General features: G+C 33.1%; 28 protein-coding genes. 9 read left to right on the top strand and 19 right to left on the bottom strand.

The annotated features are described in order from the left end of the window. The first annotated feature begins 93 nt into the window (after positions 1-93). Positions 94-798: a hypothetical protein gene (locus tag Q1A01_RS08225; protein WP_299678730.1), complete on the top strand. Its 705-nt coding sequence runs from the start codon at positions 94-96 to the stop codon at positions 796-798. Between the two features lie 206 nt (positions 799-1,004). Here Q1A01_RS08225 and Q1A01_RS08220 read toward each other — a convergent pair whose 3' ends face one another. The 10 genes from Q1A01_RS08220 to Q1A01_RS08175 form a co-directional block, all read right to left on the bottom strand. Beyond that, positions 1,005-2,639, bottom strand: coding sequence for an alanine/glycine:cation symporter family protein (locus Q1A01_RS08220; protein WP_299679046.1), 1,635 nt, complete (start codon positions 2,637-2,639; stop codon positions 1,005-1,007). Positions 2,640-2,761: 122 nt separating this feature from the next. Beyond that, positions 2,762-3,874 carry a hypothetical protein gene (locus Q1A01_RS08215; RefSeq protein WP_299678727.1) on the bottom strand — a complete coding sequence of 371 codons (1,113 nt, stop codon included), beginning with the start codon at positions 3,872-3,874 and terminating at the stop codon, positions 2,762-2,764. A gap of 182 nt (positions 3,875-4,056) precedes the next feature. Continuing rightward, positions 4,057-4,689, bottom strand: coding sequence for a hypothetical protein (locus tag Q1A01_RS08210; protein WP_299678724.1), 633 nt, complete (start codon positions 4,687-4,689; stop codon positions 4,057-4,059). Positions 4,690-5,148: 459 nt separating this feature from the next. Beyond that, on the bottom strand, positions 5,149-5,709 hold the full coding sequence (locus Q1A01_RS08205) for a hypothetical protein (RefSeq protein WP_299678721.1): 561 nt from the start codon (positions 5,707-5,709) through the stop codon (positions 5,149-5,151). A gap of 285 nt (positions 5,710-5,994) precedes the next feature. Next, on the bottom strand, positions 5,995-6,498 hold the full coding sequence (locus Q1A01_RS08200; RefSeq protein ID WP_299678718.1) for a hypothetical protein: 504 nt from the start codon (positions 6,496-6,498) through the stop codon (positions 5,995-5,997). Further along, entirely contained in the window at positions 6,486-6,827 is a 342-nt protein-coding gene (locus Q1A01_RS08195) for a hypothetical protein (RefSeq protein ID WP_299678715.1), read from the bottom strand. Before Q1A01_RS08195 ends, Q1A01_RS08200 begins: the two co-directional genes overlap by 13 nt. A 214-nt stretch (positions 6,828-7,041) precedes the next feature. Next, positions 7,042-7,599, bottom strand: a complete 558-nt coding sequence (locus tag Q1A01_RS08190; protein WP_299678712.1) for a hypothetical protein — start codon at positions 7,597-7,599, stop codon at positions 7,042-7,044. Positions 7,600-7,680: 81 nt separating this feature from the next. Continuing rightward, positions 7,681-8,397 (bottom strand): hypothetical protein, encoded by a 717-nt coding sequence (locus tag Q1A01_RS08185; RefSeq protein WP_299678709.1) that lies wholly within the window; start codon positions 8,395-8,397, stop codon positions 7,681-7,683. 232 nt (positions 8,398-8,629) lie between these two features. After that, positions 8,630-8,917 carry a hypothetical protein gene (locus tag Q1A01_RS08180; protein WP_299678707.1) on the bottom strand — a complete coding sequence of 96 codons (288 nt, stop codon included), beginning with the start codon at positions 8,915-8,917 and terminating at the stop codon, positions 8,630-8,632. Positions 8,918-8,925: 8 nt separating this feature from the next. Continuing rightward, positions 8,926-9,630, bottom strand: a complete 705-nt coding sequence (locus Q1A01_RS08175; protein ID WP_299678704.1) for a hypothetical protein — start codon at positions 9,628-9,630, stop codon at positions 8,926-8,928. 280 nt (positions 9,631-9,910) lie between these two features. Between Q1A01_RS08175 and recN the strand changes: the two genes are divergently transcribed. The 8 genes from recN (at position 9,911) to Q1A01_RS08135 (ending at position 19,149) form a co-directional block, all read left to right on the top strand. Continuing rightward, positions 9,911-11,611 carry a DNA repair protein RecN gene (gene recN / locus Q1A01_RS08170; RefSeq protein ID WP_299678701.1) on the top strand — a complete coding sequence of 567 codons (1,701 nt, stop codon included), beginning with the start codon at positions 9,911-9,913 and terminating at the stop codon, positions 11,609-11,611. Between the two features lie 414 nt (positions 11,612-12,025). Continuing rightward, complete coding sequence (locus Q1A01_RS08165) at positions 12,026-12,409, top strand: hypothetical protein (RefSeq protein ID WP_299678698.1); 384 nt, start codon at positions 12,026-12,028, stop codon at positions 12,407-12,409. Between the two features lie 86 nt (positions 12,410-12,495). Further along, positions 12,496-13,317, top strand: coding sequence for an SDR family oxidoreductase (locus Q1A01_RS08160; RefSeq protein WP_299678695.1), 822 nt, complete (start codon positions 12,496-12,498; stop codon positions 13,315-13,317). Between the two features lie 674 nt (positions 13,318-13,991). Then, entirely contained in the window at positions 13,992-14,993 is a 1,002-nt protein-coding gene (locus Q1A01_RS08155) for a glycosyltransferase (protein WP_299678692.1), read from the top strand. Between the two features lie 9 nt (positions 14,994-15,002). Next, a complete protein-coding gene (locus Q1A01_RS08150) occupies positions 15,003-15,953 on the top strand; it encodes a CdaR family protein (RefSeq protein WP_299678689.1) in 951 nt (316 codons plus the stop codon). Positions 15,954-16,215: 262 nt separating this feature from the next. Further along, positions 16,216-16,809, top strand: coding sequence for a dephospho-CoA kinase (coaE, locus tag Q1A01_RS08145; protein WP_299678686.1), 594 nt, complete (start codon positions 16,216-16,218; stop codon positions 16,807-16,809). Positions 16,810-16,906: 97 nt separating this feature from the next. Beyond that, positions 16,907-18,439 carry a HAMP domain-containing sensor histidine kinase gene (locus Q1A01_RS08140; protein ID WP_299678683.1) on the top strand — a complete coding sequence of 511 codons (1,533 nt, stop codon included), beginning with the start codon at positions 16,907-16,909 and terminating at the stop codon, positions 18,437-18,439. A 2-nt stretch (positions 18,440-18,441) separates the two neighbouring features. Beyond that, positions 18,442-19,149: a response regulator transcription factor gene (locus Q1A01_RS08135; protein ID WP_299678680.1), complete on the top strand. Its 708-nt coding sequence runs from the start codon at positions 18,442-18,444 to the stop codon at positions 19,147-19,149. Positions 19,150-19,186: 37 nt separating this feature from the next. Here the strand turns inward: Q1A01_RS08135 and miaA are convergent, their stop codons facing one another. The 9 genes from miaA to Q1A01_RS08090 all read right to left on the bottom strand — a co-directional run bounded on the left by miaA (position 19,187) and on the right by Q1A01_RS08090 (position 26,783). Then, positions 19,187-20,101, bottom strand: a complete 915-nt coding sequence (gene miaA / locus Q1A01_RS08130; protein WP_299678677.1) for a tRNA (adenosine(37)-N6)-dimethylallyltransferase MiaA — start codon at positions 20,099-20,101, stop codon at positions 19,187-19,189. Continuing rightward, complete coding sequence (locus tag Q1A01_RS08125; protein WP_299678674.1) at positions 20,094-20,909, bottom strand: ion transporter; 816 nt, start codon at positions 20,907-20,909, stop codon at positions 20,094-20,096. Before Q1A01_RS08125 ends, miaA begins: the two co-directional genes overlap by 8 nt. A gap of 70 nt (positions 20,910-20,979) precedes the next feature. Beyond that, entirely contained in the window at positions 20,980-22,359 is a 1,380-nt protein-coding gene (locus Q1A01_RS08120) for an exonuclease domain-containing protein (protein WP_299678671.1), read from the bottom strand. 298 nt (positions 22,360-22,657) lie between these two features. Next, positions 22,658-23,314, bottom strand: coding sequence for a YggS family pyridoxal phosphate-dependent enzyme (locus Q1A01_RS08115; protein ID WP_299678668.1), 657 nt, complete (start codon positions 23,312-23,314; stop codon positions 22,658-22,660). Positions 23,315-23,332: 18 nt separating this feature from the next. After that, complete coding sequence (locus tag Q1A01_RS08110; protein WP_299678665.1) at positions 23,333-24,571, bottom strand: DUF1015 domain-containing protein; 1,239 nt, start codon at positions 24,569-24,571, stop codon at positions 23,333-23,335. A 3-nt stretch (positions 24,572-24,574) separates the two neighbouring features. Continuing rightward, positions 24,575-25,207, bottom strand: coding sequence for a M23 family metallopeptidase (locus tag Q1A01_RS08105; protein ID WP_299678663.1), 633 nt, complete (start codon positions 25,205-25,207; stop codon positions 24,575-24,577). Positions 25,208-25,211: 4 nt separating this feature from the next. Next, positions 25,212-25,688, bottom strand: a complete 477-nt coding sequence (locus tag Q1A01_RS08100; RefSeq protein WP_299678660.1) for a YcxB family protein — start codon at positions 25,686-25,688, stop codon at positions 25,212-25,214. A gap of 22 nt (positions 25,689-25,710) precedes the next feature. Next, positions 25,711-26,292 carry a GrpB family protein gene (locus Q1A01_RS08095; RefSeq protein WP_299678657.1) on the bottom strand — a complete coding sequence of 194 codons (582 nt, stop codon included), beginning with the start codon at positions 26,290-26,292 and terminating at the stop codon, positions 25,711-25,713. Continuing rightward, positions 26,289-26,783: a hypothetical protein gene (locus tag Q1A01_RS08090; protein WP_299678654.1), complete on the bottom strand. Its 495-nt coding sequence runs from the start codon at positions 26,781-26,783 to the stop codon at positions 26,289-26,291. The genes Q1A01_RS08095 and Q1A01_RS08090 overlap by 4 nt, the downstream gene beginning before the upstream one ends. Between the last annotated feature and the right edge of the window lie 3 nt (positions 26,784-26,786).

Below are 26,786 nucleotides of genomic sequence, written 5' to 3'. Positions count from 1 at the left end.
ATAAAAGGCATTTTCTAATAAAACACATTAGATATGTATATTTGATCTCTTATTATATATTAAACATGCAGCCACAGCATATATAAAGTACTTTTGAATACACTCTCATTGCATTATTTTTCAAATAAAAAAGGAAGTTTAGATATTCCATCTAGCTTACAATTAGTTGAAAAGATCTATCAAGATACTCGTACCTATGATTATGAAGTAATCAGAGTTGGTAAAAAGTGTGAAACCGTTCCTCACAATGAACGGTTTTTTTACGAAATCTTTATAGATCAACAACCATTGAGTAGTTTGTTAGATGTTCATTATGAAAATACAACCCCTTTGCTTTTTAATTGGATTGGTCTCTTAAAAAGTAATTCTGATACTGCTTTTCACACCCTATTGATAAAATCACTTTTAAAATTACCTATAGCTGATGAAGAATTTCTAGTACTCTTTGAGAAGGGTGAAAAAGAAGTAGAAGATATTCCTTTTACATCTGTATATGATTTAAAACAAAATTTCATAAAACTATATACATGTCCGTATTGTGATCATGTAGAACCACTTGATTGTGGCGGGTATCATGTGAAAGTGTTTAAAAAAGAACATTCATATGTTTGGCAATTTGATAATAAGGGTAAAAACATTTTATCAGATCCTGCTTTTAGAAATACCCTAGAAAAAACACCTCTCACCTTTGAATTTGATAAAAACATATATGAAAAGGTGTTTTTTAAATTTTTAAAAGAACAATTCAATGTATCTAAAGAAAGTTTAATTCCTTTGCTAGATGAAGAAAACAATTAAACCTGTTGTGCATTCAGATGTTTATGACTCTAATTTTCTAGTGAATTTTTTAGTTTTTACCTCCATCCTAAAGGAAGAACTAAAAAAATTCGTCGATACTCTTTTTAGCATTAGGGAAAAAATCAATGAAATTACTCAAAATGTACAACAGCTAATTAAAGGGCTTTTTATAACAACAAAACAGTTGCACTATAGTATTATAAATTTTAAGAGGTAGCCTTTTTTGATTTTAATGTTTTAATAGCATCTAAGTACCGTTTCATTTCACTTCTTACTTTTGGGAACAGGAGTAATAGCCCTATCATATTAGGAAACACGAGCGCAAGAATCATAGCATCTGAAAATTTTATCACGGCATCTAGCGTGATAGCAGCTCCTAAAATGGTAAATAGTAAAAAGATAATTTTATAGGTTAAATCTACCCATTTACTTCTTCCAAATAAATATTTCCAAGACTGTAATCCATAGTAAGACCATGATAAAATCGTAGAAAAGGCAAATAAGGTGACGGCAATCACAAGCACATATGATGATCCAGGAATGGCATTGTCAAACGCCATGGAAGTTAAATTTACACCACCCAATCTTGATCCATCTGCGAGTAAGGCTTGTCCATTAATGACATCTCCATACACAAAAGCACCCTCCATATTAAACATGACGATAATAATAGCAGTCATACTACAAACCACTACAGTATCTATAAAAGGTTCTAATAATCCTACAAGACCTTCTGAAGCTGCATATTTTGTATTTACAGCAGCATGTGCAATAGCCGCCGAACCAGCTCCCGCTTCATTGGAGAATGCCGCACGACGAAAGCCCTGAATCATCACACCAATAAACCCACCAGTAATCGTTGCTTTGGGTGTAAACGCTTCTGTGATGATTAAACCTATAGCATCATCTATAAAACTAAAATTTGAAAAAATAATGAATAAAGCCGAAGCGACATAGAGTACAGCCATGACGGGGACTACTTTTTCAGTGATTTTAGCAATTCGTTTAATCCCTCCAATAATGACAATACCAACAACTACCGCAAAAATGAATCCTATGATACTTCCAGAAGCTGCTCCTTCAATTCCAAATCTTGAAATAATTTGAGCTGCTGCCTGATTGGTTTGAAAGGCATTTCCACCACCAAAGGATGCGCCAACACACAATATGGCAAATACAATAGCCAAAAATTTACCAAGCTTAACGAGACCTCTTTCTTTAAGTCCTCTGGATAAATAATACATAGGCCCTCCATATACATTCCCGTCACTATCAATATCTCTGTATGTTACCCCTAAGGTGCATTCTACAAATTTTGATGACATCCCAAGTAATCCTGCAATAATCATCCAGAAGGTAGCACCTGGACCTCCTATAGAAATAGCAACAGCAACCATCGCAATATTTCCCAATCCAACAGTTCCAGAAACAGCAGTGGCTAATGCCTGAAAATGATTCACCTCTCCATGATGACTTTCATCTTTTATGGTATCTACAAGATCTCCTTCTACTTCATAAACCTGAGCTGTAGTTTCAATATTCAAAGACTCTAAATCATCATACTTCCCTCTCACCACTTGAATAGCCGTTGGAAAATGTTTGATGTTTACAAAGCCAAAATACACCGTAAAGAATATAGCTCCAAGAAGCAATAAAATCAAAACGATTGGAATTCCATACCCAAAGATGGTGACAGTAGAAAGTATAAAATCTTCCCACCATGTGGCAAAAGGCATAAAAGCGTCATTAATCTGTTCGTCTAATCCTCTGGATTGTTGTGCATGATTGACAAAAGGGATACTGATAAAGACACTAACTAGGATACGTTGTTTTAAAGTCATCATTCTAATTTTATGATTTAGACTGCAATCTTTAAAATTGAATTTTTTAATGGAGACTTTATCAGAAAGAATCTAAAAATGTCAGTAAAAAAACTACTGACAAAAACATGTAAATGTTTGACTTATAGCGATATGTTTTTTGAATGTATTTTTAAACGAATTTTTCGATCTCGCTTTTCTGACATTTCAAAAAGGGTAGTTTTGAGCGGATGTAAGTGATGATCTACAGTCCAAGAGTCTTTTCCAAAGACACCATCTAGGATAGCAACAAGCAATCTTTTCACTTGGTTATAGTCATTAATATCAAACGTCTTATTGGACATAGCGAAGTTCTTGGGTTTAATTTCCAACCAATCATTTTCGGAGTGTTTACGTTGCGCAAATTTTAAAAACAATTCAAATAGGGCAGGCGTCAATTTTACTTTTCGCTTTTCAGTCCCTGGAAACCCTTTTAAGAAGATGAGGTGTTCTATCTTTCCAGAAGACAATTTATTTTTTGAAAATGTGATGTATAACTCATCTGAGTTTGGAATAATATTCTCTGCGAGTTCTTTCACCCAACTTAAGGCAAGAGCAAAGAAAATCATGATCAGTGAAGTTTTAAAAATCGCAGACAATAAGGTGAGATTCATTTCGGTGCCATATACCTTATAGATTTGAGCGACTAAAGCAATAAGAATACAGAACAAAGCTAAAAATGCCAATGCTTTGAGGCGTCGTTTTAAAAAGGATTCCCATAAAACATATCCTAAAAAAAGTAAGGTAAACAGCGCATAATACACATCCAGTTCATTGATCATCGCAATCACGGTACCCGATATCATACGACTTAATGTAGGGAGTATGGAGAACAAAAAAGGAATCCCCACAATATAGATCCAATACTTTGATTTGATAATATGTCCAATAGCCTCAGGTAAATACCGAAACCAAGGTAACGCCAACAAAATAAAGAGACTATTCAATAAGGACCAGATACTACGCCAACCCTCAATAATGACTTCAGATGTTGTGTTTGTTTTGATAAAATAAATTTCAAAAGCACCAGAAATACTCCAACACAATACTGAAAGCGCCAACCATACTTGCCCAAAGTCATGTTGCTTTTTACCAATATGCCACCAGATCGCAATCAATGCAATACATGCAAATAAACATACCGAAAACTGCCACCACCCATAAAAAAATAATACAGGATCATTTAGGTTTTGTATGTGTACAGTTTGTAGTATCATTAAAATGTGACTTTAGATGTCTAAATATAATGACTTAGAATTTTAAATGATTTTTAGTTAGGGTTTATTTCGCTTTCGCGAAAGGGTATAAAGATATGTAAGAATTTAGGAATGATTATTATGGAAGATTACCAGTTACAAATAGGTAGTAGCGGAGTGAAACATAATAATTAGGTATTACTTTACACGTTTTCAAGATATTTAAAAAGATCATTATGCACTAAATTCTTCTCTATAGCATATTCTTTCATCGTATTTTGGGCTTTTTCTTTATCTCCCAATGTTGCATAAAGAAAAGCAAGTACATATTTTTGATCAGGATCATGGATTTCGTATTCTGATCTTGTACTATTGATTTGTCTTAAAGCGATGTCTATATTTTTTTGAATAGAATCACAGGAAACTATATGTTTACGAATTTTTTTTAGATCTTTAGAGATAAATTTTTTAAGTCCTATTTCAAAGATTTTACGATTCCAAAGAGATAATTTTTTGTTAGTATTGAAAAAGTCTACATGCTCGAAAAGATGGAATTTATCTTTAGGATATTTTAAAATCTTTGTGGAAGGAATACACTTAAAACTCTGACCAATTGTAAATCCTGCGCTTAACCCACGATAATGAAAACGAACACTTGTTTTTATGCCATTAACATTATAGTCACTACTCCATTTATATTTATACTTCTTATTAGTAAGTCCTATTTTTTCTAACTCAGGAGTAATAATTTCATTGAGTATTTCTTCGATAATACTCGCATTGGGGACATTTAAATTTGAATGATGTTCAAAGCATAATAAATCAAATATTTTCATTGTTTATGAAAGGTACTGAAAATTTAAATGACCTAACTTTATTGTAAACGATATACATATATAAGTATATTTTATTTTCAATTATATTTTTCACTTAATTCTCTGCATTTATCACAGTATACTACATCAACCGTTTTAGGGTAGCTAAAGCGTTCTAAATCTCTTGATGCAATGATATTTGCCATTGGAAAAAGCTCTTTTACCCTTTCATAAGATATGTTAGAATGGATTTCATTTCCTCGCTAGTACTCGTCTTAGACGGATACTAAAATCATAGGGCACTCTAAAAACAATAACATCTATCTATAGCGTTAGTTGCATATAGCCTTTGTATACAAATTTTCTGGTTACTTACTCAATACGGCACTCGTCACAGACGAGCGCTAGCGAGGGGGACAGACTAGCAAATATGTCTTCATTGTGATTAAATAACTAATTGCTTGTAATGTGTATACGTTTTTATTCAAACCCGCCAAACTCTGCACACTTTATAATTTTCAAAATATTTAAATCTTTGTCTAATTCGGTTATAAAATATTCTCCCGCGTGACTGAACTGATGTTTCCAAAGATTTTCTGAAACTCTTATAATAGAGTCAAGTTTATTTGCTACAAATTGCTTTTCTATAAACTTAAATGTCGGAATAATATTTTCCGAACCCCAATACTGTTCTTTCTTTATTTTTAATTCATTGTTATTATTCACCTGATACACTTCAATTAATTTTCCATCTTGCCAGAAATACGTCATAACAGTTTGATATTTAGTTGCTACGTGGTGTCCGCCTCTGTTTTGAAAAGTTTCTATAATGTATAGATTAGAATCAGAAAGTTTATAATCATCTAAAAACTTGGGCAAAATTTGTTTTCTAAGTTTCTCTTGATATTTGGTTTTTGAATAGTCTTTTATTTCAGGATATTTTGTTTTGAATTCAGAATTTATCTGTCTTACCACCCCATTTTTAATAGAACAAGAAGTCAAAATTAAAAGTAAGATTACTATGCGTAGCAGTTTTTTCAAAATGTGTAGTAACGATTTTATATACGATTGAGTGGTTAAGGAACTAATGTAACAAATATAGACTGAATTGAAAATCGGAGAGGGTTTTTGTAAGTAGGCGAGTATTAGTAATTGAGATTTTTTTTGTTTTTTTAGTATTCCGCTTTCCTGTCTGCTGGCAGGCAGGTTCACGACCGTAGGGAGAGCGAAGCGCTAAAGGGTATAAAGATATGTAAGAATTTAGAAAGGATTAAAGAGGAAGACTACCAGTTGCAAACTGACGAGAGTGGGTCTATAGGTCGATTTTTATTCAATTTTAGGAAATTCAATTCCTTTTATTTCTGCTTCTCCAATTTTTCTTGCTCCTTCATGAATCCACCATTTTCTTCCAATATTCATATATTCATCAATCGGTTGTTTTGATAAAAACCTAACTAAAACTTCTTTAGTTTCTCCTGGTAATATTAATTCACCTTCTTCAAATTGAATATCTCCTATATACGTATATTTAAATTGCTCATTTGTTTCGTATTCAAAAACGTGATTTGGTCTTAATCCGCTTTTGAATCCAGTTTTTCTTCCGCCTTGTTCAGTTGTCAATAATCTTAAATTTGCTTTAACATGAATTAGTTCTGGTGTTTCCTCAAGGTCAAAATCTGTAATACTATAATCAGTATATTTTCCGAAAGTATGTGTGTCAAAAACTTTACCATAGCCTAAATTCAACCATCTTTTGTAAATCAATTTTCCATTGATATAAAGGTAAAACTCATTGTCGTCTTTTATTTCCTTTTTAATTACCATGTCCATACGGGTCCGTTATAATATAGTATGATCAACCAAGTAGTATAAAAAATTGAAAATAATGTTCCAATTACTAGAAAGAACCATCTAAACCTTTTGAACTTGAAAAACGTTTTAACATAGTATTCATCTAGTAGTTCAATTAGTATTCCAATAGAGTAGAGAATATTTGCTCCCAAACCATATAATACAACTCCAATAATATCTTCGTATTTGAAAGTATCAGGTCGTTCATTAATAATTTGCCATACACCAAAAATCAGTACAATTAGATTATACCAAATCCGCTTTTTTTCCCACCAATCTAATGTGTTCTTTGTTAGTTCACTATTCATAATCAAATTAGTTATAGAGCGTTCATTATAAGAAATGCAGGGCAGGTGATAAGCACTTGTGTTTCGGTTTATTACTTAGCTAAATATAAATATTTTGCTTTTATCTTTTTCTCATAAACGCCAAATTTTTAATTTGGCGGACTTTATAAATAGCACTAAACTTTTGTTGACCACCGAACGTCCTATTTGCTATATACAGTGTTGTAGGTAGTTTTTACTTTATTTCGACTTTAAGCTTTGATTCAATCCGATTGTCAATAAGCAATTCTATTTGGAATTCATTTTCAATCTTCATGTAAGCAAAATTGGTTCGTCCGTATTCACAAATTCGTTTAACTATTTTTCCAATTATCAGAAGCAGTGCTATCTGTACCTCTTTTGCATATTCGAAAAAGTTCGGAAATATCAACTCAACATTCCATCTAGTTGATTCTATTCTTCCCGCGTCAGGTTTGTATTTAGTATTCTCGATTCTTCTAAACTCAGAATTAAATAGAACTGAGGCTTTAAAACCCTTCGAATCAGTTAGGGATTCAATTTTTATCTTCTCAATTGATTCTGGAACCTTTAGAAATAGAATTCCACCACCAAATGCATTAAGTACTGCAAACCTTCCTTTTTCTAAAAATCGATTAAAGTCAGACTTTAAATATTTTTTTTGGATTGGTTCAAGTTTAGAAGCAATCAATTTGAATTCTCTATCCAAGTCGTAACTGAAGTTAGTTCCTGTGGTGAATTCAACCTTGTCAATATCTTCTAATAGTTTTTCCATCTTAATTACCTACTACGCCCCTCGTATGGTGCGTTTGCTTCCCGCAGGGAGCAAATGAACTATACAAATTGTTATGCCTTTTTATTTTATTTTTTCTTTTAATAGTTCTTTTACAATTCTCTCAAGATACCCTTCATATTTTACTTCACACTCCAAACTTTTCTTTTTGTTCTTCAAATTGGAATATATTTTCATTTTACTAGCACCTAAGAAAGTTATCCTTATTTGAGGTTTATTTTCATCTATTCCATGTCTTCTTGATCTTGATAAAATGAAAACAGACAATTGTGTTCCAACTCGCAATAATTCATCAAGTTTAAAATCTCTCATTTTTTTAATCAACCTTATAAGATCTTTATATTCTTCACGAGGTTCAATCGATAACCATTGATTATAAACTTCTTCCAGAATGTTCCAACTTTCTATGAACTCACCTTTTATTCCTTCTCCATTTTCATAATATTTTGCCAGTTCATTAAGTTCTATTTCCGGAAATTGAGTTTGAATTTTTGATGGTATTGATTTTTCTAACACCCAGTCAATTATTATTTTTCCTTGTCTTTTAATGTCGGTACTTGAAATTTCAAAAATTGGACAATCATCCCATTCAAAAACGTATTTCGGAATTTCGCTAAAAAAAAATGGGTAAATTTTACAACTTCTATCTTTATCTTTTAATTCAATATTGGATTCAAACGTAAAGTCAGGTTCAACTGTTATTTTATTACTCTCTATATTAAGTAATTCATTATAACTTTTATTGAGTTCAGATTGTAAAAGTTCTAATTCTTCTTTCATTTAAATTTAGAATTCTTTTTAATTAGGTATAACGGCTCAGTATATGAAAAGTAGCGCTGAAAATAAGCAGTTTCTTTTCGAATTAACACAAGCCGGATTTTTAAATTTTACTATTTATTTTTTTATTAGAAATCGTCAAATTTTAAAATTTGGCAACTTTGCAAATAGACAACGACTTTGGGGTTAAACACTAATCGTCCAATTTGCTATATATAGTGTTACCACACGTTTTTTATTCATCTATATCTAAGAAGATAGATTCCCATAGCTCAATTAAATCTGATTTTAATTTAGGTGTCAATTCAGATTGATAATTTAAACCTAATAAAGGTTTTCCTGTGAAATTATTCGGCACAACATAGTCTTCTATCTGGTTTTTTCCATCAGGCTTATTTTCGAAAAAAGATTTATGCTCAGCTCTGATGACTTTTAAGCCATTGAGGTATTTTTCTTTGTTCTTTTCATTGCCATAAATGCCATTCTTAAAACTATCGTTTAACTTTTTTCTGTATTCGTCCATTTCTAATTTTAGGTTAATAGGTTTTTTCCAAATTCAATAATTTGTGAAACACTTTCTTTAACTATTTGTTTATTTCCTTCATTCACAAAATCTTTCATAAGTTTTGGTCCAAGCTTAGTCATTTTGGCCCAAATCCAACAAACCTTATTAGCAATCCATACTTTCGTCTTACTAGATAAATTATCTCTTAATTCTGAAATATCATTTTTTATTTCGTCAATTTCCTCAGAGTTAGATTCCGTTATATGCTTATCTAATTTTTTTGCGACCTTTTCAAAATAGGCATCTAATAACAGAATTTGTTTCGGCTTTAAAGGTTTATCTTTTTCTTCTTCAATAATTTCAAATTCTGTATAATAATCATCTTTAAATGATTCTATAATTGGGTCTTCAAATATGGATTTTACAGTATCATACATTTTTAAATGCTTAATCCAAACATCGAAATATTTGCTGATTTCAGTTCCTTGTATCCATAATTTTCTTTTGTCAGTTGTTAATTCAGAATGTGGATTATATTCTATTAGAACTTGAAATTGACCTTTAACTCTATATTCCTTAATATGAAAATGGAATTCAGATTCCGTATCAATATCAGAAAACCGAATTAAATCCTTCTCAGAATCAACATTTATAAAATTTTCTCCAACTTTATCAATATATGGTTCAAGTCCTTTGAGAACAATTAATGGTGTTTGTTTTGTTTTATTCACTTTATTTTAATGTGTGGCAACTTGTTTATATGACAACCTCTAAAATACCACAAAAATCATAACCAATACATTCATAGTCTTTTAAATAGCTAACAATTCGTTTATACCCGTTTAAAACGGTTGTAAACGTTTTTAATATACATACTTCCCAATCTCCAAAATCCTCCCCAATTCCCCTTACGGTTTCCCGTAATCCACCTAAATAAATCTAAACAAAAACTACAATTCACTCCATAAATTTGGAATTTTTCCAAATTATATTGCAATTTCCATTTGGAATATGGAGAAACTCCACTATCTTTACACCATCAATTCAAATAACGAGTACGTGCTTACATCCTTATCCATAAAAAACTATGCGCTTATTGAAGAGGCGCAATTAGGTCTAAATGATGGGTTTACTGTGATTACAGGTGAGACCGGTGCGGGTAAATCTATACTCTTAGGAGCATTAGGATTGATTACAGGGAAACGCGCCGATAGTTCTAGTATGGGCGATATGACGTCCAAATGTATCATCGAAGGGATTTTTGAAGTATCCGATTACCAGTTACAATCCTTTTTTAAAAAGAATGATCTGGATTATGAAGAGGCAACCATCATCCGTCGGGAGATTTTACCATCTGGAAAAAGCCGTGCGTTTATCAATGATACCCCTGTGACATTAGCACAGTTAGGCGCCTTAGGAGAACGACTGGTTGATATCCATAGTCAGCATAAAACCTTAGATGTTACTCATAATGACTATCAGTTTGAAGTACTAGATACTTTTGCTAATGCACTGCCGCTTCGTAAAAAATACCAACAACAGTATACGATCTGGAAGGATAAACTCGTAGACTTACAACAAATCCAAGAGAAGAAACAGCGTGCGCAATTAGAGTTTGATTACCAGTCTTTTTTATTTAATGAATTGGATGAGGCCAAACTCATAGAAGGGGAGTTCGAACAATTAGAAACAGCGCTGAAAACCCTCAGTCATGCTGAGGAAATCCAAGAGAATCTTGCCACGGCACAACAGAAACTTGGACAGGATGATGTAGGGATTTTAGATCAATTATCTGAAGCAAGAGCAGCTTTATCAAGAATCAGTGGTTTTGGAAATGAGTATGAAGCCTTATATAGTAGACTACATAGTGTTTTTATAGAAGTAGATGATCTATCTCAGGAACTTGCAGACTTAGCGAGTGGCGTAGATGCAGACCCACTCACTTTAGAAAAAACCAATAACAGAATTCAGTTGTTGTATAACTTGATGAAAAAACATCAGGTAGATTCAGTGACACAACTTATTGAAGTTCGTGAACGTCTGGATGCCGAGTTATTCGAAGTACAAAACGTAGATGATCAAATTGCAGTGATTGAGCAAGAGATCGCTTTCGCGAAAGCGGAAGCCCAAAAAATCGCTACCCAATTACACGATAAACGTTCCAAAGCCATTCCGAAATTAAAAGCCTCTATCGAAAAGATATTAGTAGAACTCGGAATGCCAAATGCACAATTGCATATAGAAGTAACCCGTTTACAAGACTTAATGTCTAACGGTCAGGATGCCTTAGCGTTTTTATTTTCTGCCAATAAAGGTATGGACGTAAAACCACTAGGAAAAGGTGCTTCTGGAGGAGAATTATCCAGAGTAATGTTGGCAATCAAAGCAGTATTAAGCCGACATAAAAAATTACCTACCCTTATTTTTGATGAAATCGATACAGGAGTGAGTGGGGAAGTAGCTGTCAAAATGGGAGCTATCTTAAAAGACATGGGGAATACCATGCAACTCATCAGTATTACGCATTTACCACAAATAGCAGGACAGGGCGCTTCTCATTTCAAAGTCTTTAAAACAGATGAAGCTGAGAAAACAAGAACACAAATTGTACGTCTCTCTCCAGATGATCGTATTGTAGAGATTGCCGCAATGCTAGGCGGAAATAATCAAACAACAGCCGCGCTAGAACATGCACGTAATTTGCTGAATTAATGCATTACCTTACGTAAAATTGTGCTGTTTACCGACAAACAACACAAAAGAATCCGTAAAAAACACGCTTTTTTTTTCAATGTACCTATTTAAAATAATAGTAATGGCACCTTATATATTTGTGCTATTCATGATTTGTGGGGGGAACTAACGCACTTCGAAATGGGGATTTTGGTGTTATGTGTTAGTTCATCCCTGATATAATAAGATGGGGATGTTTTATTGTATCTAAACTATAGTACTATACTCAAGTTCGTAAAGAAGCCTGTGGTCCCTAAACCGCAGGTTTCTTTTTTTTACAAACTATTTTAACTAATCCATACGACCTTCTCTATTTGTAGAAATGATGGTTGCCTCATTTTCGTTTTCATTTGTAAAAAGTCAAATTTACTTTCGTATCAAATATAGAACGCGATGTTAAAATATACTTTTCTAATAGGTTGGTTATTAATCTCCCATACGATACACGCTCAGGAAAAAATAGAAAATGGGACTTACATAACAACAAATAAATTACAATACATTACTATTAAAGATGATTTTCAGTTTACATACATCCTTCACAGAGGGTATTCACCTTATATGATAAAAGAACAACGAAAAAAAGAGAAAACATCTAGAGCATGTGGTGTTGTAGGATATATAGCAGATTTATATGGTAATGGGACATATCATATTTTGGACGGGAAGTTATTCTTAGCGTTTAAAATTGACTATTTATCATCTAGAGAAATAGATAAAAGGTTAATAGAAGGATATGTTTTTGAAATATCTCAATTAGAAAAAATAGAAGAATGAAAAACGAAAAGTAGTTCATACATATTAAAAAATAAACGCCGATATTTGTCCTTCAAAACGGAAATCAACTTTTAACCGATATTATAATGGCGTATAACTTACTTAAAGGAAAGAAAGGAATCATTTTTGGAGCATTAGATGAAAATTCTATAGCATGGAAAACCGCAGAGCGTGTACATGAGGAAGGCGGAACATTTGTATTGACCAATGCACCTATTGCAATGCGTATGGGAACATTAAATACACTAGCAGAACAAACAGGTTCTGAAATTATTCCTGCCGATGCCACTTCTATAGAAGATCTTGAAAACTTAGTAGAGAAAGCACAAGAAATCTTAGGCGGAAAATTAGATTTTGTACTACACTCTATTGGGATGTCTGTAAATGTGCGTAAAGGACGTTCCTATACAGATCAAAACTATGCATGGACAGAAAAAGGATGGGACGTAAGTGCTGTTTCTTTTCACAAAACAATGCAAACCTTATATAAGAAAGATGCCATGAGCGAGTGGGGAAGTATTGTTGGCTTAACCTATATGGCAGCACAACGTGTATTTCCAGATTATAATGACATGGCAGATAATAAAGCCTTTTTAGAATCTATTGCGCGTAGTTTTGGATACCATTTTGGAAAAGAAAAGAATGTGCGTGTCAATACCATTTCGCAATCACCTACACCAACAACAGCAGGACAAGGCGTAAAAGGATTTGATGGATTTATTGCATTTGCAGAAAAAATGAGTCCGTTAGGAAATGCAACGGCACAAGATTGTGCTGATTATACTGTTACCTTATTTTCAGATCTTACAAAACGTGTAACCATGCAAAACCTTTATAATGATGGAGGTTTCAGTAATACAGGAGTAAGTAAAGAGGTAATGGATGCTTTTGTAAAAGACCAAGAATAATCCTCAAAGAGGAAACCATAATTTTTAACTTCCCTCCTAGAAAGAAGGGATTGAGGGAGGTATAAAAAACTTCTACTTTTTAAGTAAAAAGAAGGAACGAAAATAGAGTAATACTCTAAAATAGAGTGTTACTCTATTTTTTATGCTTTCGCGAAAGCCAAACAAAAATACCGCTCTTCATGAAAATAGGTGAATGTATTAAGGAACGAGATACAGGCGGAGGGGAGTTATTTCTGCTTTGATATGTATTAATAACACACCCCTTAATCCCCTCTTTCTAGAGGGGAAACTTAAACGCTCTTCGTGAAATAGAGTAGTTTGTTTCTATCATACTAACTTCTCCTTCTAGAAAAAAATGATTCTATTTTAAAAGCTGCTTTTGAGGTAAGGTTTTTCCGCTTTCGCGAAATCGAGCTTGTGAGACCTGCCTGCCGGCAGGCAGGTTCACGACCGTAGGGAGAATGAAATGATAAATCGAGCTTGCGAGACCTGCCTGCCGGCCGGCAGGTTCACGACCGTAGGGAGAATGAAATGATAAATCGAGCTTGCGAGACCTGCCTGCCGGTAGGCAGGTTTACGACCGTAGGGAGAGCGAAGCGTTAAAGCGTATACAACAAATAGAAAATTCATCTTTTAGGCGTTAGCGGGATTCGTGGATTACCTATATTTGCGCTATGCAATTATCGTATTCATTTATTATACCTGTATACAATCGTCCAGACGAAATCAAGGAGTTACTTGATAGTTTTGTAAGTCAAGACACACAACTACCGTATGAGATTGTGATTATAGAAGATGGATCATCACTACCTAGTGATTCGGTAATTGCTGCTTATACAGATAGATTAACGATTACATATTTACCAAAACCTAATTCCGGACCTGGACCGTCTAGAAATTATGGGATGGAGCGCGCCGCCGGAAATTATTTTATCATATTAGATTCTGATTGTATACTACCACCACAATATGTACGTGTAATGGATGAAGCCTTGCGCATGGATTATGTAGATTGTTTTGGAGGACCCGATGCAGCACATCCTTCGTTTTCGGCCTTACAAAAGGCTATCAATTATAGTATGACTTCTTTTTTAACAACAGGAGGTATACGAGGTGGAAAGCAACAAGTGAATACGTTTCAACCACGTAGCTTTAATATGGGATTGTCCAAAAAAGCATTTGAAGCAAGTCAAGGTTTTGGAAAAATCCATCCAGGAGAAGATCCTGATTTAGTATTACGCTTATGGGAAAAAGGGTTTAAAACACGATTACTAACAGATGCTTATGTATATCATAAACGTCGTATCTCTTGGTCTAAATTTTATAAGCAAGTACATAAATTTGGTATGGTACGTCCTATATTAAATAGTTGGCATCCTAGTTCGGCAAAAATCACGTATTGGTTTCCTACCTTATTTTTAGTAGGAATACTCTTTAGTATCCTAATGGCTATTTTTGGGTGGCTGGTTTTTGTATATGCTGTGATAGGATATTTCGTTCTTATAGGTGTACATGCAATGGTCACTACTAAAAGTATTTCTATTGGTGTGATGGCAATAGCAGCTACAATTGTACAGTTTTATGGGTATGGTACAGGGTTTTTGAAATCTACTATAGCTGTGCGATGGTTAGGGAAAGAACCACAAAAAAAATTCCCTCATTTATTTTTTAAGTAATTTAGAGGTATGTCTATTTTTAAAGGAATCACATTTAAAAGAGCTAATGTAAGAGAGTTTTTATTTTTTCTCTTGCTTACAACAGTATTGGCGATTCTAATTAAACTCTCCAAAGACTATACTAAGATCTATAGTCTTCCTGTGAGTGTAGTAAGCACACCTATTGATAAAGTAGTGAGTACGATACAACCCAATACGCTTGACGTGACTACACGTTTATCTGGATTTGCACTACTATCCAATCAATTTTCAGATTTTGAACTTGCTATTGATTTTAATCAGTTAGAGAAAACATCAAACAAGCAATACAGATATATTCCTGAAGGACACCCTTTAGAAATAGCCAATGCTTTTTCTGGTGTCTCTGAGGTAACAGCCATTAGTCCACAGCAAGTTGCGATTCAAATAGATTCATTAGCAAGTAAAGATATACCTGTAAAATCTTCTGTTGTAACACAATATAAAACAGGATATGGACCAAATGGAAAGGCCGCTTTAGAACCTGCTACGGTTCGTATAGTTGGTCCTAAAGCTTATATAGATACCATTACAAGTGTACAGACAGTTCCTAAAAATATAGCTGAAGTATCTGAAAATATAGCAGTAACATTATCTATAGATTCCTTGGCATTACATGAAGAGGTAAGACTATCTTCCTATGCAATTACATATACTCAGGGAGTGGCAAAGTTTACAGAAGGCTCTTTCAGTATTCCTGTAAAATTAATCAATGCAGGAGGCACTGCTGTTAAGATCTTTCCTAAAACGGTAGATGTTTATTTTACAGTACCTATAGATGCCTATGAGTCTATTACGTCTAATGATTTTGAAGTGGTTTGTGATTTTAAAAATCGAAATGTAGAAGATGATTTTATTGCACTTACTGTCAGAAGATCTTCAAAGTCAGCAAAAAACATAAGACTCGCTACCAAACAGATAAAATATATTGTAGTGAATTGATTTTGTTTAACCTATTTTCTTATTTTTATAGGTTTTGAAGTGTTTTTCTATATAAAAGTTAAACAAAGTATCATTTTTATTGTTAATTTTAACCAACAGTATGTGTTAGAACTTCGTAATGAAGTATACGTACACCATAAAATATGACATTTTGTTATGTACATGTAGTATCATAGATCTTCTAATGTATCCTATTGATTTAATGACAGAAAGCCTGATTATTATTTCAGGTTACTTAATAAGTGATTAATTATAATATAGTATGATTGTAGGCCTTACTGGCGGTATTGGTAGTGGGAAAACAACAGTAGCGGGTTTTTTTAAAAAACTTGGGGTTCCTGTATATATAGCAGATAATGAAGCCAAACATCTCATGGTTATTTCCCCAGAGATTCGTTCTGAAATCATTCAATTACTAGGGGAGAACGCCTATATCAAAGACAAACCTAATAGAGCGTATATAGCATCAAAGGTATTTAAGGATAAATATCTGTTAGCACGACTAAATGCTATTATACACCCTAGAGTAGCAAAACACTTTCAGCGCTGGTATGAGCAACAAGATAGTCCATACGTTATTAAAGAAGCTGCAATACTTTTTGAAAATGATGGATATAAGAAATGTGACTTCATGCTATTGGTTATTGCACCTATGCATATACGTATAGAGCGACTTAAAGATCGTGATCAAAGTTCTGAACAAGAAATTAAAGATCGTATGAAAGCGCAATGGGATGATGCAAAGAAAATGTCATTATCAGATTTCTGTATTGAAAATGTATTTATTGAGCAAACAGAAGAAAAAGTATCACGTATTCACAATCATATACTTCTAAGAATTAATCGTAATTGGTAAAAGCTGTTAACATTTGGTTAAATGGAAAGCCGGCTAAATGTTAAAATATTACTTTTGATTAGTGAATAAAAAACTGTTTTACGCTTTGATTACACTTATGAGCCTATCATTGATAGGGATCATTTTTGTACAAGGATATTGGATATTAGATAGTGTTGAAGCAAAAAGAGAGCAATTCTCTTTTAGAGCTAAAAGAGCTGTCGTAAAAGTAGCCGAGAAAATACAAGACAGGGAGTTTAAAGATTATTATTATTCTGTAGATCGATTAATAGATAGTATAGGAGTCCTTGATGATCTGACCTTTGATGAATATTTCTTTATAAATGAAGACCCTATTACAAACGATGTTTTTTTATATCGTAATGGAATCTTACAACAAGATTTTAAACTGTCAGCTCCTGCATTTGATCGTAATCTAGATAGCGTAGAGTTTAAGCGTTATTTTAATCTTAGTTCTAGGCAAATTTTGAGTAGAGGATCACTGGATGGAAATCTATCTAGTCAAGGTAAAATACAGGAAATATCTAAACTTAGTGACTTTGAAAAGGTTGCTCATGAGAATCTAATAAGTGATGTATTAGCCAAAAAGCCTATTCATAAGCGAGCCTCTGTAGAAGAGATACAACGCATTATGACATTAGAGCTTGTAGAAAGAGATCTAGAAACAGATTTTGAATTTGGAATATTTGATAACGATCTTTTAACCAAAGTTCGTTCAGAAAACTTTGAATTTGAAGGCTCTTCCCAATTTTATCAAGCGCCTATTTTTATTGATAAAAACGGAGAAACAGATTATTATTTATACGCTGAATTTCCTGGAGAGAAAAAAATAGTAATCTCTTCCATAATAGGAATGATTGTGCTATCTGTCATATTTACATTAATTATTGTAATTGCATATTCAAGTGCTTTACACCAATTAAATAAACAACGTCAAATCTCACAGATTAAAACGGATTTTATTAATAATATGACGCATGAGTTTAAGACACCTATTGCAACTATTAATTTAGCATTAGATGCTGTTAAGAACCCTAAGATATCAAACAATCCAGAGAAAGTATCCTATTATCATAAGATGATACGAGATGAGAATAAACGGATGCATGCACAAGTAGAAAATGTATTACGTATCTCAAAATTAGAAAAGAATGAACTCGATATACGTAAAGAACGTTATAAGTTACATGATATAATAGAAGATGCCGTGCAACATGTATCTCTTATTGTTGAAGATCGCAATGGTTATATCGAGATGCATTTAGATGCTCCAAAATCATCAGTTTTGGCAAATGAATCACATTTTACAAATGTGATCGTTAATATGTTAGAGAATGCTGTTAAGTATTCTACAGAAGAACCTAAAATAGATGTCTCTACAGAAAATGTAAAGAATTTTATTTATGTCAAAATTAAAGATCAAGGAGATGGAATGTCAAAAGCAGCACAACGTAAAGTTTTTGAAAAATTCTATCGTGAACATTCAGGGAATATTCACAATGTTAAAGGTCATGGTTTAGGATTAGCCTATGCCAGACAGATTGTAGAAGACCATCAAGGAGAAATCTTTGTGGAAAGTGAGAAGGGAAAAGGAAGTACATTCATCATTAAATTACCACTAATATCATAATTATGGAAACTGAAAACAAAAAGATTTTACTCGTAGAAGATGATCCAAACTTTGGAACAGTCTTAAAAGACTATCTCTCTATGAACGATTACGATGTCACGCATGCTAAAAATGGTATGGAAGGCTTCGAAAAATTTAAAAAAGACGATTTTGATCTTTGCATACTAGATGTAATGATGCCTTATAAAGATGGCTTTACGCTAGCGAAAGAAATACGTGAGAAAAATGCAGATGTGCCTATTATTTTCTTAACGGCAAAAGCATTGAAAGAAGATGTTCTTAAAGGATACAAAGTAGGAGCAGACGACTACCTTAACAAGCCTTTTGATAGTGAAGTGCTTCTTATGAAGATCAAAGCTATTATACAACGTAAGAGTGTCGATTCTATAGCAGATAGTAAACAATTTGAATTTACTATCGGGAATTTCCACTTGAATTCAAAACTTCGTTTCTTAACGTATAAAGAAGAAGAGCCTATCAAGCTTTCTCCAAAAGAAAACGAATTATTACGTATGCTGGCATTGCATGAAAATGATTTAATGCCTCGCGAACTTGCACTTACAAAAATATGGAGAGACGATAATTACTTCACATCTCGTAGTATGGATGTATATATTGCAAAACTTCGTAAATACCTTAAGAAAGATGATACTGTAGAAATATTAAATATTCACGGTGAAGGATTTAGATTGGTGGTTAAAGCCCTCTAAATAGGAACGGTATTAGTGAAGAAAGTAAGAAAACGTCCTATGAATCATGGGACGTTTTCTTATGTATAAAGTCGGCAATTTCTTCAAAAGGCGTTTGGTAATCAAACCAAGTAATGGAGGGGTCTTTTCGATACCACGTACCTTGTCTTTTGGCAAATCGGCGGGTATTTGTTTTAATATTTTCGATAGCTTGTTCTAAAGAAATAGCACCTTCAAAATGTTCAAAGAGTTCTCTATAACCCACTGTTTGTAATGCGTTTAACCGCTTTCGCGAAAGCAAACCCTGAACCTCTTCTACAAGACCATTGGCCACCATGATATCAACGCGTCTATTGATACGGTCATAAATCACAGCTCTATCTGCTGAAAGTCCAATTTTAATAGTTTCAAAAGGTCGTTTAGGCTTGGGTTTGTTTAAAAAAGAAGAAAAAGGTTTTCCAGAAGAAAGGTAAACTTCAAGTGCACGTGTTACCCGTTGATGATTTTGAATATCAACACGTTCATAATACACAGGGTCTTTTTCTTTAAGGAGTTGTTGTAAAGCCTCTATTCCTTCAGATTCAAATAAGGTGTTTAGTTGTTCTCTAACGCCTTCTTTTACATCGGGAAATTGATCTAGTCCTCGTATCACGGCATCTACATACATGCCAGAACCTCCTACCATCGTTACATAGGGATGTGTTTTATGGAGAGTGTCTAAAAGTGAGATAGCTTCTCTTTCAAAATGACCAACACTATAGGTATCTTCTATAGAAATATGCTGAATACAGTGATGTGTTGCAGCAGCTAGTTCATCGGGATCAGGTACTGCGGTACCAATATTCATTTCTTTGTAAAATTGACGAGAATCTGCAGAGATAATTTCTGACTGGAAATGTTGTGCTATTTTAATAGATAATGCTGTTTTTCCTATTGCCGTAGGACCAACAACTGCAATAAGGTATTTAGTCATTATCTAAAGAATAACCACAGTGATTACAAAACTTTGCATGATCATGATGGGTGTCATGATTACAGTTTGAACACGACTGTGTGTTGGTGTGTATATGTTCGTCTTGGTTACTAGTATCGTCTAAAGCGCTTTTTGTATACTCTGCACTTACAATACCTGTAGGTACTGCAATGATACCGTATCCCATAATCATTATAATAGAAGCAAGAAATTGCCCTAAAGGTGTAATAGGATGAATATCTCCATAGCCTACCGTAGTAAGGGTCACAATACACCAATAAATACTAACAGGAATATTAGTAAAACCACTTTCTTTACCTTCAACTAAGTACATTACTGTACCAGAAATGATACAGATAATAAGTACGGTAAACAGGAAGACACTTATTTTAGTCTTGCTATCTACAAGTGCTTTTGTGAGTTTGTTAGATTCTCCTATATAACGTGTTACTTTTAGAATCCTAAAAACTCGTAATAATCGAAGCGCTCTAAATGTAAGTAGTGCATTGGAGCCTACTATAAAAAAAGATAAGTATAAAGGTATTGTAGATATAAAATCAATAATACCATAAAAACTAAAGATGTAATTCTTAGGTTTATTTACAGTAATGATGCGCGCAAAATACTCTAGCGTAAAAAAGATAGTAATAATCCATTCTCCTATCTGGAAGATATCTCCGTATTCGCTTCTAAGGCTTTCAACACTTTCTAACATTACAAGTACAATACTTGCAAGGATTAAAATAAGAAGGATAACATCAAAGAGTTTACCTTGAGGCGTATCTGCCTCATAGATAATTTCATGCATTTTATGCTTCCAGTTTTTATTGCTTTTCGCTTCCAAAGATTGGTTTTATAGAGGTAAAAGTACTAAATACTTAGGAATTGGGAATATTTGATAACGGGATAAGTTTTTGCACTTTTTTGGTTCGTAAATAACTTTGTATGATATGTTGTGCATCTCTATTATTATCCATTTTTGTAATAATAGATTTTAAGATATCAATGTTGTTGAGTTGAAAGTTTAAATTATAGAAACCAATTCCCTGAAAAATACCATCTTCTATAAGTACTACAGAGCGTTCATCTACATCACGTCCTCTATCAATCACAAGCATACTTTTGTTTTCATAGCTATAAGTGTTGATAAAGTTTTGTGCTCTTTTATTATATAATTCAGGTGATTCTTTGCGAACACAAGCACCTTCGCATGTTTTTATAGAGTGACCAAAACAGCTTCCTTTAGAATTTGTGAGGCCAGTTTTATTTTGACAGAGAGTATAACTTTCTGTTATTTTTTCTAAATGAGATTTGGCTGAAGCAATAGAACTATAGGTTGTGATTCCTTTTTTACGACCATCAGCTTTTTCTGTTTTAAAATTTATATAACCATCTTCATCTATATAATGTGTAAGCTGTATTTTATATTTTGTTCTGCGTAATGCTCTATTGAAAATAGGTTTATTACGTTTTATTTCTTCGTTTTCTTTTAGTAAAGCAATGAGTTCACTCCCTGTTTCTTCATAAGTAACAGCAACTACATCTTCTTGTATTTTTTTACTTTTACGATTGTCACTTGTAAAGTGTTGCGTAAGCCGTTTTTTAATATTCTTACTTTTTCCAATGTAAATAACAGTACCATTTACATTATGCATATAATAGACTCCGCATACAGAAGGAACGTCATTAATAATGTCTTTGAGTTTCTTATCTATATTTTTTTTAGGAAAAGCGCGTACAGATGCTTGGATAATTTTTTTCTCGGTGTCTTTTGCTAGTAGCATTTTAAAAAGCTTTACGGTTGCTATTGCATCTCCACTAGCTCGATGCCTATCTGTAATAGGAATACCAAGTGCTCTTACTAATTTTCCTAAACTATAGCTTTTATGACCAGGTAACAATTCCTGAGACAGTGCTACAGTACATAATGTTTTTCGCTCGTAAGGATATCCTAATCGATCAAATTCTAAACTTAGAATACGGTAATCAAATTGTGCATTATGTGCTACGATAATACAACCTTCAGTGATTTCAATAATACGTTTTGCAACTTCATAAAATTTAGGAGCACTACGTAGCATTTGATTATTTATACCGGTAAGATTAACGACAAATGCTTGGATAGGACGTTCAGGGTTCACCAAACTTATAAATTGATCTACAACCGTATGACCATCAAATTTATAAATAGCAATTTCAGTAATACCTTCTTCATTGTATTTACCACCTGTCGTTTCTATGTCTAAAATCGCGTACATTCTTAATTCCCAGAAATTAGGGAATTTCTTATCGTTTTTATATTAATATATTGTTGTGATAACACATAGGTGTGTTATGTAAAAGAGTATAATATACTATTATTTTATAGATTTCAGGGATGTGAGTTGTTAATTCTATAGATAATTTCTAACGCCAAAAATAGCACTGCCCACTCTGATCATGGTACTTCCATTTTCTATCGCAAGTTGGTAGTCTAGTACTATTTTACGGAAATATTTTTAAGAATGGTTTTAAAAAATAGACCATTCTTAAAAATAAACCACCATGCTCCATGGTTTAATTATAATTTCTTGCTCCAAAAATAGCACTTCCTACCCGTACCATGGTACTCCCGTTTTCTATAGCAAGTTGGTAATCGCCACTCATACCCATGGAGAGGGTGGAGAGGTTTTTGCTTTCGCGAAAGCGTATAAATAACCCTTCCAATACTTTAAACTCAGCTGCTACCTGTGTCATGTCATCTGTAAAAGATGCCATTCCCATCAGCCCTACAATATTGATGTTAGGGTAGTTTTCTGATTGATTTTCTTTTAAAAAAGCGGTTGCTTCAGGAATAGGCATGCCAAATTTTGTGTCTTCTTTTGCAATTTTTACTTGCAATAAGACATCTACTGTACGATTTACTAATGCAGCTTGCTTATTAATTTCTTTAAATAGTTTAAGCCTGTCTGCACTATGAATGAGGTCTACGTATGGAATCATAAACTTAACCTTATTGGTTTGTACATGACCTATCATGTGCCACTGAATGTCTTTAGGGAGTTGTTCCCATTTTTCTGACATCTCCTGGATTTTATTTTCACCAAAAATACGTTGTCCACCATCATAAGCTTCTTGTATTGCTGAGACAGGTTTGGTTTTAGATACAGCAACAAGTGTTACCGTACTAGGAATGTTATGTTGTAACTGTTGGATGTTTTCTTTAATACTCATATAATTTTTAGTAGCGTATTAAAATTCATAAATAGTAATACCGCTTCGTAATTTGGGTTCAATATAGGTGCTTTTTGGTGGCATGGTATATCCATCATCTGCAATAGTTTTAAGCTCTTCCATGGTTAATGGAACCATTCCAAACCCTACAGTATATTCTCCTTTATCTATAGCGCTTTTTACATATACCATATCTTTCTTTCCTCCAGCATAAGAAATACGTGCATCATTACGCAAGTCTGAAATCCCTAATATAGGTTCCAGCACTGTCTTATATAATATTTGAGTGTCCAGTGCTTCCAGTGTATTTTCAAAGTTATAATTGCTTTTACGTAAATAAAGGGAATAAAATTCTCCATCTAAATACATAGAAAAGTGATGCTTTTTGCTTGGAGTATATGCTGCAACACCTCTGTTTTCAATTCTAAATTCGGTATCTAATGCAATAAGAAATTCTTCTTTAGACAATCCATTAAGATCTTTTACGAGTCTATTAAATTCATGAATGCGTACATGTGATTCAGGAATAAAGAAACTCATAAAATAATTATATGTTGCCTCTTTATGGTAATTCGGATCATTTTCTTGGTGATCTTTTGCAAGGAGGTAGGATGATGAAGAACGATGATGTCCATCTGCAATATAAAGTTGTGGCATTTTTGCAAATGCTTCTTGAATAGCTGCAATACTTTTGGTGTTACTTAAAGGCCAGACATAATGGGTATCTCTATAGGTAGTCGTAAATTCATATTCAGCGCGCTCTTGTGTAGCTTCCTGAATGATCTTAGAAACAGCATCATTATCTGGGTAGGTGAGGAGTACTGCCTCTGCATTAAAACCTACGGTGTCTAGGTATTCTTTAAACAACTCTTCTCTGTCTTCTAAAGTATCTTCGTGTTTCTTGATGCGATTATTTTCATAATCAAATACACTAGCACCTCCTACAAGACCACAAAAAACTTGACCTTTTCGATCAATGATTTTATAGATATAAAATGATGGTTGTTCTTCTTGAAGAAAAACAGCATCTTCTTTAAATTCTTGATAGCGATTACGAACTAATTTAAACGCCTTTTTACCAATAATCTCTTTATGGTATTTATATCCAGGATTGACAATATGTAAAAATGAATAGGGATTTCTATCCATTCTAAATTTGCGACCTTTTTTAGAATAGGTTTCATAAGATCTTGAGGCGACAAGGCCTACTTTGTCTCTGGTAGGACGAACAGCTCGAAATGGAATGATAGTAGGCAAAGTCTAATGGGTTTTAATAAATTCTGTTGGGTTTATGTATCCTTTTGTATGAGTGCTATATCCAGCTCCTATATCCATAAAAATACTATCTCTAAGTTCTAAATGCAAATGTGCTAAATAAGACCCATTAGCTGTGCCAATAGTTCCTATTTTTTCACCTCTTTTAATAAATTGATGTTCTTCTACAAATATAGTATCACAATGTGCATAAATAGATTCGTAATACTTGTTTTTGTGTGAATGTATAATTCTAATAACATTACCCCAGCCTCCTCCAATATTTTTTGAGGAGTGGATATACCCATTTGAAATACTATAAATAGGATCTCCTAGATCAGAATTACCACCTCCAACACCATTCCAGTCTTCTCCTAAATGATCATTTTCTCTAAATTCTTGAGCATTATAATACCCTTTAGAAGTAGGTTTGCCTACAGGGAAATCAAATGTCATAGAGGTGTATTCTTTGTGCATTTCAAATATGCTATCTAAAACGTATAATTTACTCTTACTTTGTGGGGCGCTAATGATTTCTTTTGGTGTTGTTTTTTCTTCTACTTGTTTTTCTTGACAACCCATAAGAAAGCAACATCCTATTATAAGTGTGCAAACTTGAAATGGAGTGATAGTTAGCATAGTATTACGATGTAATATGCTGATTTATAATAGTCTCAAAATAGTTGCGATCCTCGTCTGTTTTAAAAGCAGATTTTGGAATGTAACTAAAATTATTCTGCGATAAGTATAATAAGTATTCTTGCGCTGTTTGAGACATCTTAATAAAAGTAGTGATGTTTACTTTTGTTTCATTATCTGCAATATCTTTGAAGTAAAGAACAGCGCCATCTACAGTTAATACACTTTCAACAAAATAATTGTCGTTTCCTTTAGCATACACCCATCTATAAATTCTATAAATATTTATGGGAATATATACAACCCCGAAAATAACAAAGAAACGAGCAAAGCTATTTTCATTAACGCTAGAAATATTAAAAATAATAATAGCAGCAATAAGTACGATGAGATACCATTTTCTTCTAAAGAATAGTTTTACTAGTAGTTGAAAGTATCTTTTTTTTTCTAACCGATATGGATGTGTTGTTATTTGCTGCATAATGTTTCTTAAAGGCTATTACTTATAAAGTGGTATTATTAATAATAGTTAATGTTTCATTAACAAAGTCGGTTTTAGAAAGTACATAACTCCCTCTATCATTTTTAAATATAGCAGCAGATGCAATTTTTAACTCCTCATAGGCTTTTGCTCTTTCTATATGCGTATTCAGGTAATCTCTGAAGTCAACTTGTTGCCACATATAATTATCTTTGGGGCACATATGTATATGATAAATTTGTTCTTTTTTACCTTCAACATTATAGCCTTTCCCAAAAGACATATAAGCATCTATGTCGTCTCTTTTGGGTACTTCAAAATAGACATACCCAAGAGATTTAAAACTATGAATGATTTGTTCATCAAAAAGGTGTTCTTTAGATACCTCGATGATAATATCTATATATGGTTTTGCTTTTATAGCTGGAATGGAAGTACTTCCAAAATGCTCAATTCTTAAGATGGTTTTTCTACCTAATGCATCTATAATACGCTTTTCTTCCTGTTCATAAATATCTTTCCAATGAGGATTATGATCTTCAAGAGCTATAGGGAATAATGTATTCCAATCATCTTTTGTTAAGTCATATACACTTTTTTTCATCGAATGATTGATTTGAGACAGCGTATTCCTAGCATTGAAATTTCTCCTAGATCAGTATTTATTTCTACTGTAGTATTATCAATAATTTTAAAGTTACCATCTTGACCGTTAGCTGCTATAAAAATAGTATGAGCTTTTACATTTGGGTCTTCAAATTTTAATACAATCCAATGATCTTTTTTTGACCAAGAGCCCAAGAGTGTTGTTGTTTTGTACTCACCTTCAGGTGTCTCAGTTAGTGGGGCTTGATAATAAATAAAAGTTCCTTCTTTTTTTATCGTTAAATTAATATCTGTTACTTCATTGAGTACATTTCTATATACAATGGCAAGAAAATTTGCAGGAGTATCCGTGGTAGTATTTTTAAGTTCTTCACTTCCTACTTTTTCCTGTTTGCTTTCTTCTATATCAGTTTGTTTATTTTCTTGACAAGAAAAAAAGAAAATAACAGCAAACAGTATACTATATCTATAACTTCCTTTGAAACTCATGAG

This window comes from uncultured Dokdonia sp. (genome assembly GCF_947492815.1).
GTDB lineage: Bacteria > Bacteroidota > Bacteroidia > Flavobacteriales > Flavobacteriaceae > Dokdonia.
Note: the sequence above shows the minus strand (reverse complement) of the source record. Positions and strands in the feature narration are given on the sequence as shown.

Bases quoted from the DNA above. Each gene is read 5' to 3' on its own strand.
- Q1A01_RS08220 (WP_299679046.1), bottom strand. From the start codon at position 2,639: ATGACTTTAAAACAACGTATCCTAGTTAGTGTCTTTATCAGTATCCCT.
- Q1A01_RS08215 (WP_299678727.1), bottom strand. From the start codon at position 3,874: ATGATACTACAAACTGTACACATACAAAACCTAAATGATCCTGTATTA.
- Q1A01_RS08210 (WP_299678724.1), bottom strand. From the start codon at position 4,689: ATGAAAATATTTGATTTATTATGCTTTGAACATCATTCAAATTTAAAT.
- Q1A01_RS08200 (WP_299678718.1), bottom strand. From the start codon at position 6,498: ATGGACATGGTAATTAAAAAGGAAATAAAAGACGACAATGAGTTTTAC.
- Q1A01_RS08195 (WP_299678715.1), bottom strand. From the start codon at position 6,827: ATGAATAGTGAACTAACAAAGAACACATTAGATTGGTGGGAAAAAAAG.
- Q1A01_RS08190 (WP_299678712.1), bottom strand. From the start codon at position 7,599: ATGGAAAAACTATTAGAAGATATTGACAAGGTTGAATTCACCACAGGA.
- Q1A01_RS08185 (WP_299678709.1), bottom strand. From the start codon at position 8,397: ATGAAAGAAGAATTAGAACTTTTACAATCTGAACTCAATAAAAGTTAT.
- Q1A01_RS08180 (WP_299678707.1), bottom strand. From the start codon at position 8,917: ATGGACGAATACAGAAAAAAGTTAAACGATAGTTTTAAGAATGGCATT.
- recN (WP_299678701.1), top strand. From the start codon at position 9,911: ATGGAGAAACTCCACTATCTTTACACCATCAATTCAAATAACGAGTAC.
- Q1A01_RS08165 (WP_299678698.1), top strand. From the start codon at position 12,026: ATGTTAAAATATACTTTTCTAATAGGTTGGTTATTAATCTCCCATACG.
- Q1A01_RS08160 (WP_299678695.1), top strand. From the start codon at position 12,496: ATGGCGTATAACTTACTTAAAGGAAAGAAAGGAATCATTTTTGGAGCA.
- Q1A01_RS08155 (WP_299678692.1), top strand. From the start codon at position 13,992: ATGCAATTATCGTATTCATTTATTATACCTGTATACAATCGTCCAGAC.
- Q1A01_RS08150 (WP_299678689.1), top strand. From the start codon at position 15,003: ATGTCTATTTTTAAAGGAATCACATTTAAAAGAGCTAATGTAAGAGAG.
- coaE (WP_299678686.1), top strand. From the start codon at position 16,216: ATGATTGTAGGCCTTACTGGCGGTATTGGTAGTGGGAAAACAACAGTA.
- Q1A01_RS08140 (WP_299678683.1), top strand. From the start codon at position 16,907: ATGAGCCTATCATTGATAGGGATCATTTTTGTACAAGGATATTGGATA.
- Q1A01_RS08135 (WP_299678680.1), top strand. From the start codon at position 18,442: ATGGAAACTGAAAACAAAAAGATTTTACTCGTAGAAGATGATCCAAAC.
- miaA (WP_299678677.1), bottom strand. From the start codon at position 20,101: ATGACTAAATACCTTATTGCAGTTGTTGGTCCTACGGCAATAGGAAAA.
- Q1A01_RS08125 (WP_299678674.1), bottom strand. From the start codon at position 20,909: ATGCATGAAATTATCTATGAGGCAGATACGCCTCAAGGTAAACTCTTT.
- Q1A01_RS08120 (WP_299678671.1), bottom strand. From the start codon at position 22,359: ATGTACGCGATTTTAGACATAGAAACGACAGGTGGTAAATACAATGAA.
- Q1A01_RS08115 (WP_299678668.1), bottom strand. From the start codon at position 23,314: ATGAGTATTAAAGAAAACATCCAACAGTTACAACATAACATTCCTAGT.
- Q1A01_RS08105 (WP_299678663.1), bottom strand. From the start codon at position 25,207: ATGCTAACTATCACTCCATTTCAAGTTTGCACACTTATAATAGGATGT.
- Q1A01_RS08100 (WP_299678660.1), bottom strand. From the start codon at position 25,688: ATGCAGCAAATAACAACACATCCATATCGGTTAGAAAAAAAAAGATAC.
- Q1A01_RS08095 (WP_299678657.1), bottom strand. From the start codon at position 26,292: ATGAAAAAAAGTGTATATGACTTAACAAAAGATGATTGGAATACATTA.
- Q1A01_RS08090 (WP_299678654.1), bottom strand. From the start codon at position 26,783: ATGAGTTTCAAAGGAAGTTATAGATATAGTATACTGTTTGCTGTTATT.